The 10,985-nt window shown below is 53.8% G+C and carries 8 protein-coding genes; 2 read left to right on the top strand and 6 right to left on the bottom strand.

All coding sequences use genetic code 11. The annotated features are described in order from the left end of the window. Positions 1-41: 41 nt before the first annotated feature. The 4 genes from RBB80_RS34405 to RBB80_RS34420 form a co-directional block, all read right to left on the bottom strand. A complete protein-coding gene (locus RBB80_RS34405; protein ID WP_433970409.1) occupies positions 42-1,391 on the bottom strand; it encodes a DUF2254 domain-containing protein in 1,350 nt (449 codons plus the stop codon). A 1,370-nt stretch (positions 1,392-2,761) separates the two neighbouring features. Next, the gene (locus RBB80_RS34410; protein WP_433970410.1) at positions 2,762-3,106 is read right to left on the bottom strand and encodes a hypothetical protein; all 345 of its coding nucleotides are present in this window, start codon (positions 3,104-3,106) and stop codon (positions 2,762-2,764) included. Between the two features lie 73 nt (positions 3,107-3,179). Continuing rightward, positions 3,180-3,353: a hypothetical protein gene (locus tag RBB80_RS34415; protein ID WP_433970411.1), complete on the bottom strand. Its 174-nt coding sequence runs from the start codon at positions 3,351-3,353 to the stop codon at positions 3,180-3,182. Beyond that, the gene (locus RBB80_RS34420; RefSeq protein WP_433970412.1) at positions 3,340-4,407 is read right to left on the bottom strand and encodes an AraC family transcriptional regulator N-terminal domain-containing protein; all 1,068 of its coding nucleotides are present in this window, start codon (positions 4,405-4,407) and stop codon (positions 3,340-3,342) included. Before RBB80_RS34420 ends, RBB80_RS34415 begins: the two co-directional genes overlap by 14 nt. A gap of 385 nt (positions 4,408-4,792) precedes the next feature. On the opposite strand from RBB80_RS34420, the gene RBB80_RS34425 reads away from it, so the two are divergent. Together RBB80_RS34425 and RBB80_RS34430 are read left to right on the top strand one after the other, a co-directional pair. Next, complete coding sequence (locus RBB80_RS34425) at positions 4,793-5,860, top strand: aldo/keto reductase (protein WP_433970413.1); 1,068 nt, start codon at positions 4,793-4,795, stop codon at positions 5,858-5,860. 642 nt (positions 5,861-6,502) lie between these two features. Next, positions 6,503-7,915 (top strand): ATP-binding protein, encoded by a 1,413-nt coding sequence (locus RBB80_RS34430; RefSeq protein ID WP_433970415.1) that lies wholly within the window; start codon positions 6,503-6,505, stop codon positions 7,913-7,915. A 1,039-nt stretch (positions 7,916-8,954) separates the two neighbouring features. Here RBB80_RS34430 and RBB80_RS34435 read toward each other — a convergent pair. Together RBB80_RS34435 and RBB80_RS34440 are read right to left on the bottom strand one after the other, a co-directional pair. Continuing rightward, positions 8,955-10,074 (bottom strand): IS3 family transposase gene (locus RBB80_RS34435; protein ID WP_433970417.1). Its coding sequence is split into 2 segments (ribosomal slippage): positions 8,955-9,828 and positions 9,827-10,074, totalling 1,122 coding nucleotides; the frame shifts between segments, so codons are not numbered across the junction. A 272-nt stretch (positions 10,075-10,346) separates the two neighbouring features. After that, positions 10,347-10,985 (bottom strand): NADPH-dependent FMN reductase (locus RBB80_RS34440; RefSeq protein WP_433970418.1); only part of this gene is annotated, 639 nt, incomplete at its 5' end.

The raw sequence follows: 10,985 nt of genomic DNA on the forward strand, positions 1-10,985 counted from the left end.
ATCCGCGAAAATCTCGTCAGCCGCTGATGCCTCAATTTAATTCACGCGAACACCTTCAAGGCACTACGAGAATCGTTTTCCGGCGATCCCTCAAGCAGGTCTCGCGTCTGTTGCCAGGTAGCTCCAATGTCTTTGCGATCCATTTCCACACACTCTTTAGAGGTTGCCGTTTGCCAGACAGCTGCGGCCTGCTCTATCAGTGCGGCGCGCTCATCCTGACGTCGCAACCTGGGTGCTAAACGCCCAATGGTAGACAAGAGCCGAATCAGAACTGCAGGATTATCTGCGGCTGCCTGACGAATTTGATCAAAGGCCTGCTTGACTAGGCGCGGGACAAGAAGTGGGGGTACCTGCAGACGCAATTCCCCGTCGGTCGCGTACCAACGTCCATCGTTTTTCGGAGCTTCAGCTAAAACTGTGAGTGTCTCGCCTAAAAGGTCGACGCACGCGATGCCTGTGAAAGTGTCATTAATTGCCGGACTTAACGCTCGTATAGCAATCTCAACTATCTGCGCGACACCAAATTCAAGGTCTTGAACAAGGACGCGGTGACGACCAATAGTGACGCTCCGCTCTATTAGGTTCACAAGCGAGCCATGGTGGGACGGTGGCGAGATAGATGCTAACGGCTCGCCTTTCAGGACAAACTGTCCGGGTCTGAAGTAGATTTCAATCTGAACGTGATTCTTGTTGGCCCCGTCCAAAAGCAGTTGATGATTGATCTCCTGCATATAACCGCTGGTAACGCTCTGCACAATCATGCTGTCAGTCATTTTGGGCGGGAGAGTGTGACTCGCAGTGGCATTGGGATGTTGAGCCCCGTTGCTGGGGTACGTTCGATCAACTGCCCGACGGATATCATCCACAATACGGCCGATCGCGTCTGGGTTTTGGATTAACATCGCAACCCTGTGACTATAGAAAACGAGGAAGCCGAACGCCGCCAGGACCACAAACCAGCTCGTTATTAATGACACCTGCGGAATAAATGAGCTGTGCGTATCCTGATGGGTCACCAGGAACACAAGAAACACGTAGATGAAAGCCCCCATGAATAGACCTATGGTCGCCTGGGTAACCCAGTCCTGCACAAAACGGTACAACAGCCTGGGGCCGAAGAGATTCGCCACCATGGACAACACCAGCAGGGCCACTGAGAAGATAAGAGCGAGAACCGTACTCACGCATCCAAGCATGGCGCCCAGGATGGCTCGGGCATCGTCGATGCCGCCCATCGTAAACCAATTCGGCAGATGGATGACGTGATACGCCGCGAGCATGTCTGGCGTCATCGTGATCGCAAAGAGGAGCAACGCCGCCAGGGACATCTTGAGAGGTACTATCCACAGGTTGACATTATGGTGTGACTGAGACTTGCGAAGACCAGACATTACAACTGCTCCTTACTCAAACTCGATAAGCAAAACTGGTCGAAACCCAGGCGACCCTACCTTGATGTCTTAGCGTTTCATGTTGATGCGGGTCGGTGGACGAAGATGCCGCCCCAGTAGGCGTGAGGTTGAACCCGTAGGCCTGACGGCATACCTCCAAGGAGCAATCTGACAACAAATGCGTTTACGAAGGCTCAAACTGTTGGCTTCAAATTGTTGCTGTAAAGAATCTCCAGATAGCAGCCACAATGACGCACGTCGCTAAGCAGATGATGATGAGAAAGACGGCTTCAGTCCAACGACCAGTCTTGGCGGGCTCTTCTGTAGACAACGAAGCCCGCCGACCCTTCACGAAGAGTAGAAACATGTCTCTTCCCTTGCCGATCTTGGTAAGTCCACTCGACTTCGAATCGTTCGCCGACCTATTGCCCACTGTTCGACCTTTTACTGCTCGACGACTATAGGAGCGCGCTATGGACGTTATTAAGCGGACTCTAACAAAAGCGGTTTTACACTCTGAAGCTAAAATCACAGTTCTCAGGGAATGGTCTACCAAAATTCATAAAGAAGGCATAAAAGTAGTGGCGAATTGGATTTTCACATTAGCGCTAGAGTCCACAGCTATTGCCTGCGGCTGCCTTTATGAGCGACATAACTTCGCGCAAGGACGAGAACGGCTCTAGCAGTCGCTTCTACTCCTGACGACCGTCTTTGGTACCGTCAATCCTCTCAGAATGCGTCTGCATCAGACTGGGTGGAGTGATTGCACGCATATTAGTGGCGTTACGCCAAATAACATGAAGAATAGCGATCAAAGCTCCACCCCAAAGGTCTTGGTTAGCACGCCAGATAGCGCGCACCGCTCAACCGTGCCGGAGGCTTATTTTTGATCGGGAAATGGCAGTTCGGCTTTTCTTCACGCGGGTCAGACTTGCTGTGGAGCGATTTCTCTGAACAGAGGAGCGCTCTTAGCTACTGCGAAATTGGCCTTGAAGTCTAACGCGGTTTGCTCATGGCCGAGCGGGTGTTGTTCGCGCCACAATTCGAGCAGAAGCGGTGGCATCTGTGAAAGAACGACTCTTGTGCGACCAACTTTCGCATGACACCCAGGGCAAAGCGAAATCATAAGATGGAGTACGGATTTTCCTGGTAAGCGATGATGAACAACGATGGAGCGTTTGCGTCGCCCCGAAGCTCCGCAAACCCGGCAGCAATAGCCATCTCTCTCTAGGACCTGCTCTCGCAGCCCACCAAAATATTCGTCGTCCTGCCGTTTCAAGGTGTAGCAGGTTGCACAAAGACCGAGCGCAAGGATTTTCTCGCGTCCGCATCGGCAATGCAGCGCCCGCTGTACTCCGGTCTTCGAAGGGTTAGTCTTCAATCCCTGCCAGCCCAACGTTGATGTCCGCGGCGATCCAGCCTTCTTTCCAGGGTTGCGTACGGCATTCATCGAACGGAACTCCATTCGCACGTGCATCGCCGCCGGCATCGAACAGCAGGCCTCCTGTCTCTGCGTAATCATCTTCCCCGCCATGGGCCAGGACACGGTTGTGCCGATCCAATTCGAGAGCCTCCGTATCGGCGTCTTCCCAGCCACAACGCCAACAGTGATGTGCGATCTCTGAATCCGGTATCGCAGCTAAACGTGCCCGATAGCCGGCTGCGTATTCGATGGTGTCCCACTTTTCTAAAGCCGCGAGTCCTGGATGAATCATGCACAATCTCCACTTGCTCTAGTTAGATAAAGATAAACCCTTGTAGCGACTTCTATACTGCTACCAAATCCGGTCATTCGACATCGCGCCCGTTCTTTAACCACTCGCTTTCAGGTTTGCCCAATGAGTTGGCAGCGGCCCATTGAGCAAGATCCATCAGTTTGTCAAAGCTGCGCTTTTTGCCAACGGGATTAGTCACCACAAATGAGCGGTCTCGCTCGCTTTCCGGCAAATTATGTTTTGTCACGAGCATCACCGCCCAGATGCAAAGACATCGCGAGTTGCACAGGTACATGTCTCCGTCCGCATCCGTAACCGTGTAGGAGCCCGAAGGAACAGCGACCATATCGTAGGAGCAGATCTGTCTCTTCATAGAGAACCTGATGATTGAGCCTAAAACTCATACTATCGAACAACTTGGTGCATCGCGGGAGGCTACTGGCGGGCCAACTCCACATCCCTAAGCGGCGGGGCTCCAAAGAGGCGGCTGTATTCGCGACTGAACTGTGACCGACTAACATAGCCAACGTGATACGCCGCAGCAGACGCATCCATCGCCTCGACCAACATGAGTCGTCGAGCCTCCTGCAAGCGAAGGTGCTTTTGATATTGAAGGGGGTCATGTTGGTGAGTGTCTTGAAATGGTGGTGTAGTCCAGAAGGGCTCATGTTCGTTTCCTGGGCGATGAGCTTTATAGAAAACGGCTTGTCGAAGTTCTCTTTCAGCCAGAGGACGGCTTTCGCGACTCCGCTGGCATGACCATCCGATTGTGCCATTCGCTCAAGTTGCTCACCTTGCTCGCTACGCCACAAGCGGTAAAGAATCTCACGCTGCAACAGAGGTGCGATCACAGCACTGTCCTCCGGCTTTCCGAGGAGCTTGAGCAATCGAAGTACCGGATCGAGTAATTCCGGTGTCATTCTGCTGAGGAAAACACCGCGATCAGGCTTCGTCGCTCGTTGGATCTTGCCGGAGGTCCGAAGCGACGGTATCTGTTTTACGTCGAGGTCCAAGCTCATCCCGAGGTACGGCTTTGCTTTCGAGGCCGTCGTGACTCTTCCAGAGACCGGCAGATCGAGTGAAACCACCAGGCAGTGGCCGGAGGCGTAGGTGAAAGCCTCGTTACCCAACATGAGCTCCTTGGTTCCCTGAGCGACGATGGCGAGAGTTGGACACTGCACACCCTGCCCCGTCTGCGTAGGTGACGAATAGCGAGAGAGATGCAAACCAGGAATTGGCGTAGGAAAGGCACCGTCGATTCGCGTATTTGCCTCGATCAAAGATGCGAGCTCGGATGACATTGCACTTCTCCCTCAGTACATATTCTCAGAATAGAGCGCGTGAACTCTGGATTGCGGCTCGATATCTGGAGGATCAGGCAAAAACTTTGCAGGATCAGGTACCCCGGTCAGGCCCATTCTCGAATCTCATAGAGGCAAGTGCTGAAACAAAGAGAAGGACCTCACGGCAACGAGAAAGTGCATAGACCGCACGGAATAGATACAGCTTCAGCGACGCGAATGTCGATCAGCCAGCTTTTGTTGGAGCACGTACGTTGTACCGCTTCGCGGCTATCCCCACGTCGTTCGCTCAGGTCCGTAGATTGATGCGCGAAGGGGCGTCCTAATCTCTTTTCGGCATTGTTTTCGTGGCATCCACGAATGTACTCAACAATTGGAGGGCATCATGGAATACGCAACGCTCGGCAATACGGGTCTCCTGGTTTCGAGACTCTGCTTCGGGACTATGACATTCGGGGACGGCAGAGGCCTCTTCAAGGCTATCAGCACCGTTGACCAAGCCGGGGCCGATGAACTGGTCAAGGCCTCGATTGACGGCGGCATCAACTTCTTCGATACGGCGGACAATTACACGGAGGGTGAGAGCGAAAAGATTCTGGGGCGATCACTGAAAGACCTTAACATCGCGCGGAAGGATGTCGTAATTGCGACGAAGGTCTATAGCCGCGTCGGCCCTGGGCGGAATGACATCGGGGCTTCTCGCGGTCACATTATGGACGGAGTGGAGGCGAGTCTCCGCCGTCTGCAGACCGACTATATTGACTTGTACCAGATCCATGGCAACGATTCCGTGACCCCTGTCGGAGAGACACTTCGCGCTCTCGACACCCTGGTGCAACAAGGAAAGGTCCGCTACATCGGCTGCTCTAACTGGCAGGCATGGAAGATCGCCAAAGCACTCGGCATCTCCGAGTACAAGAACCTTGCCCGATTCGACACACTTCAGGCTTATTATTCGATCGCTGGCCGCGATCTCGAACGGGAAATCGTTCCCTTGCTGGAAGCCGAAAAGATCGGTCTGCTCGTGTGGAGTCCGCTTGCCGGCGGCTTACTTTCGGGCAAGTTCAGCCGGACGCAGCAGAAGCCCACCGACTCGCGCCGCACCGACTATGACTTTCCCATCGTGGACAAAGAGCGGACCTGGAATATTCTCGACGTGATGGCTCCGATCGCGAAAGCACACGGATGTAGTCCTGCACGTGTTTCGCTTGCATGGCTCATGGCAAGGCCCGTGGTGACCTCTGTGATCATTGGCGCGAAACGCCTCGACCAGCTTCAAGACAATCTCGCGGCGGTCGAACTCACATTCACCGAGGACGAGCTTAGGCAGTTGGATGAGGTCAGCGTCCTTCCTCCAGAATATCCAGGATGGGTGTTGCCCTTCCAGGGAGCCGACCGCCTGCGGTTAGTTGATCGCTGGGAGACTTTGCGCGAGTCCAGGAAGCCGCATTGATCCTTCAAGTCTTCGCCCGATTATTTGCAGGTCCGCTATCACCTCGGCGATCCTCCGGCCGGTGGACTGCTAGCTAAACGACGCGGTCGAGGCGTTTCGATTGAGGGTGCATCGGGTATCTGGGATACTATGTCGCTGATGTATTCGACCCTGACGGGTATTCGTTCGAGGTCGTCCATAAAAGCTAATGATGGAACGGCACGTCACTAGGGTGAGCGAAGCACGAGAAGAAGCCGTCGGCACAACCCTACATCATGTACAAGGCTTCAGCTGGCGCGTTAGAGCGGGCCGATGTGTCCTAATAAACTCTTTAAGCTTCGCCATTACCTGTGCGATAACGCAGAAAGAAACTCTATTCCGACATTATTTCGCGAGGTATCTGACGTAGGGTTGGGATATACCCTGCGCGACAGCTGCTTGCGTCTGTCTTCAGACCTGACTGCCTAAGGCTTCTCGACCGCTCGAGGTATTTCTGAAGGTTTCTTAGAAGCGGGCCTTTTATAGGTCCACGAAGTCACGTATCCTGTGTGTCTTGCAGATATCTTCCCAAACCTATCAGTCTACGTTTCGACCGCGAGCGCGGCTACTCCAGCTTTTGGGGACCAGCTCATTGGTAACGCACGCCTTGCCGTTTTCGAGCTCGTGAAAAACGCTTACGACGCTGATGCGAGCGATGTCACTGTTGTTTTGAACGGATTAGGATCAGCGTCGCCTTGGATTACCGTTAAAGATGATGGTGAAGGAATGTCTTTAGGCACCCTCACCAACATCTGGCTCGTCCCAGGACACGAGAACCGAGAACTTCAGCGACTGGCGCTTAAGCGCGGCCCTAAGTTTCGTCGCCTTCCGCTCGGTGAAAAAGGGGTCCGTCGCTTTGCTGTTCATAAGCTCGGGGACCACATCGAACTTGTAACCCGACACGCTGATGACAAGGAGTACGTCGTAACTATCGACTGGTCTGAGGTCATTAGCAAACCATTTCTCTCGGATGCACCGATTGAGATCTTGGAGCGAGAACCGAAAGTCTTCACCGGCACAGCAACCGGTACTCAGATCACCATCACCAACCTGCGCCAAGCAGATTGGACACGAGGCGATGTTCGTCGCCTTCAGCGTCAGATCACCACCATTGTCTCCCCATTCTCCGAAGAAGGGAGCTTTTCAGCAAGCCTCTTGGTCCCTGGACGCGAAATGTGGACGATTGATATTCCAGACGTAAAATCTATCCTTGCTCGCGCTACATGGAAGTTCAGCTTCGAATTAGTTGATAGCCAGTTCAGTTGGTTTTACCAGTTCAACCGCATACCCTTGCTCAAGTTGGAAGGCCGCGAGCTCGTTGAAAGCAAAACCCGCCTTTTGATCCCGCAACACGGTGGACGAGATCGGGTCATTGCGGATGCAGCATCACAGAGCGGCATCGGGCCCGTCACGGGAGAGTTCTACGTCTACGACCGCGACCGCGAGTTCCTACGCTTACTCACCGAAAGCAAGTTGTTCACCGACTACCTCGACGAAAACGGAGGTGTGCGGGTTTACCGAGATGGAATTCGTGTCTACAACTACGGAGAACCCACCGATGACTGGCTTGGCCTTGACCTTCGCCGGGTAAATCTTCCTACACGCAGCATTAGTCGGAACATCATTATTGGTGCCGTCCATCTTGATCTGGCAGCAAGCACCCAGCTCGTGGAAAAGACCAATCGCGAAGGTTTCGTTGAAGGTGATGCCCTCTCTCGGCTGAAGGACGTGGTCTTAGGCGCGTTGTTCACCTTGGAGAACGAACGCCTGAAGGATAAAGAGATCATTCGTAGCTTGACGGGTAAAGCTAGCGATCCAGAAGTAGAGAAAATCCGCCGTCCTCTAGAGGAATTACGGAAGGCTGTGAAACGAGAAGGACTCGAAGACAAGCTAACTAAGTACATCGACAAAATTGAGTCTGACTACGATGACATGCAGCGAACTCTACTTCACGCCGGAATGTCGGGCATGAATCTAGCTGTGATCTTCCACGAGGTTGAACGCGGAGTCAAGACGCTGCACAGAGCGATACAGTAGGGAGTCAACCTGTCGGACGTGGAAGAGCAATCTTCCGCTTTGATGGCACTCCTCGGATTCGCCACCATTTTGCGACGTGACGATGGCTCCGTTCAGAGCGCTCGAAAAGTAATCGATCGCGCAAGGAAGAATAACACTCTCCGTTTCAGTCATCATCGTGTCAGGTTTGAAGCGCCAATCCTCGAAGCCGCCCTTGGCGATTTCGAAGCGCAAATGTCTTTTGGCTTGGTCGTCGGCGCCATAGGGAACCTGATTGACAACGCCCTCTATTGGGTACGGGTTATACGCCGAAACCGGGCGGCATGGGCCTCGTTTTGTATTACGTGAATATGGTCATGCAGCTAAACGGTGGAATCGTGCGGTTTTTAGAACCCAACGAAATTGAACTCCCAGACGGCTACGACGGGACCATTGTTGCCTTGATATTTCCAGAGGGAAAATAGATGCTTCCGAGACCCAGAGTTGCGGCTGTTGATGATGAGCAAGGTGCGTTGAACGCTATCTTAAAATGGACAGGGCTGATGAGAGGCTATGGAGTAGCGCGATTTCAAAACCAGGACAGAAGGCCAATATCACTTCTCACGAGGCCGCATCATTGAATACGATGCTTCACGTTGATTTTGATACTCAGGGGCTTTCTGCCCTTGATCGAGGAGTGGTTCTCAAGTGCCCCGAGTCACTTATCAATGAAGAAGGCTTTCGTCGAGCATTTGGAATGTCGCCCGATAGATATCTCAAAGATCAGCTCTGCCTGACGCCGACACCAGCCGTAGCCGAAGTTCGCTGGCTGCTGGTCCAAGTAGAAGGAGTTTGCGATTACGCACAGGCGCAGCCGGGCCCGGCCCCTATCTCTTGGCAGTTGAGAGTTCTGCCGCAATATCGAAGGCCCCTCAAGCGGTCTGGCAAAGCCCCGTTCTCTCGCTTACTGGTACTGAAACGACGCTGTATGCCAATTGGAGTGCCCGGCGCTTTTTGTACCAGTTGAGAAGAGATAAAACTGGAACATGAAGGGCCTGGAAAAGCTGTACCAACTAGAGGGTTAGGAATCGGCTTGTTTTGTTTCAGCCAGATCGCGGTTAACCGCGATCTGGCTGGTGAACTCCTCTGGTGTCCTGTTGGCGAGAGCCCTGTGAGGACGACTCTCATTGTATTCCCGCCGCCAGGCTTCGATGATCTGCTTTGCTTCGGTCAGATTCTGGAACCAGTTCGTGTCGAGACACTCTGATCGGAAGGTTCCGTTGAAGCTCTCCACGAACGCGTTATCGGTTGGCTTACCGGGCCGCGAGAAGTCGATCTTCACGCTGTTCCGATACGCCCACAGATCCAGCATCTGACCGGTGAACTCAGACCCATTGTCACAAAACAGCAGCTTCGGCACACCACGCTGCTCCTTTAGTCGGTTCAACACGCGCACCACATCTTCTCCTCTCAGGCTCTGCCCAACTTCGATGGCAAGACTTTCTCTGGTGTAAATATCCACGATGGTCAGCGAGCGGAAGCGCCTTCCATCGCAGAGCTGATCGGCAACAAAATCCATGGCCCAGACCTGGTTCGGTCCGGTTGGACGGAAGCGCTCTTGTCGATGCACCACGGCCCGCCTTCTTCCAACGGGTCGCTTGCGCAGCCCCAGCCCCTCTTCCTTATACAGCCGATAGACAAGGTCCTTGCCCACCTTCCAGCCCTCACGGTTCAACAGCACGCGGATCATCCGATACCCGTAGCGCACGCGGGTCTGCGCGATTTCCCGGATGCGCATCCGCAACTCGATCCACTGCTCCTGGTGGCCTTCGTAGCGATACGTCGCCCGGGCCAACTCCAGAACACAGCATGCGTGCCGTTCGCTCACTCGATAGCTCTGCTCGAAGTACTTCACCATCGGGCGGCGCCGCGAGGGCTTCACAACTTTTTCTGAGCACATCCTGCAACATCGTCTTATCCAACGTCAGTTCCGCCACCAACTGCTTCAGCCGCGTGTTCTCATCCCGCAGTTGCTTCAGCTGCCGGACCTGGTCGACTTCAAGGCCCATGTACTTCGCCTTCCATCGATAGAACGTCTGTTCACTGATCCCGACCTTCCGAATCAGCTCCGCCACCGGCACGCCTACCTCGGACTGCTTCAACACCGACACAATCTGCTCTACCGAGAACTTCTTCTTCATGGCAAAATCCTCCACCCTCTTCAGGGCCGGTTTTGCCGAAAGACTAACCCTCCATATGGTCCAGTTCTAGCCGGGCCCATCAAACATGAAGGAAGGCTAGTCGGCGCCTTCCCCGATGGCAACTCGGCCCTGATGCTGGGCTCAGACATGTGGCATCGACCCGATGGGGAAGCAAATGCTATCTCCAGATGAACCGACTGGCCGAGATCGTCGCCATCGCCTGAGCTACTGCCAAAGCAGCATAATGCAGAAGAGAAATGATGAAGCCGAGATTACGATGGTTCTTCATTGCTGCTCGATATCATCAATGCGTTAGCACCAAATGCACGCCTCGAGAGGATTTCCGCACGCAGCCTTTCCAGAGACTGCAAAATGAACGGCAGTCCGCCCTCGTCGTAATATTCGCTGTGGTCAACTTTTCCGTGTACGCCCGCGATCACCACCTCGGGACACATGACAAGGTGAGCTTGCATGGCGATCAATGCTTCGCGAAGCTTATACTGCGCGCGTACTCCGCCCGTAAATCGGCCGCGAGCCGGCGATTGCGTTGCGCATCGCACGGAGCTTTCGGCGAGCAGGTGGTAAGCGAGCGAAGAACTGATGATCGAAACGGGTTTGTTTTTGAAGCAGGACTGGAAAGCAGGACGAAATGCCCAGTCCAACGCGTTCTTTAAAACGCCTGGAATTCCATGGTCGTATTCTGGTGTTGCAATCAGGACCCCGTCGCTTTCCGCAATGAGTTTCTTCATATTCTCGACTGCCGGCGGATCCGGCGGGCAGTCAAGATCCTCGTTGTAGAACGGGATCTCTTCGAGAGTCATTACGTCGATCGACATCGAAGCCGATGTCCTTCGCGCGAGAGCCCAAAGAATGGCTGTGCTGAAAGAAGCTTTCCGTAGGCTTCCGGAGAT

Origin of the sequence: Tunturiibacter gelidiferens, assembly GCF_051013345.1 — a bacterium.
GTDB lineage: Bacteria > Acidobacteriota > Terriglobia > Terriglobales > Acidobacteriaceae > Edaphobacter > Edaphobacter gelidiferens_A.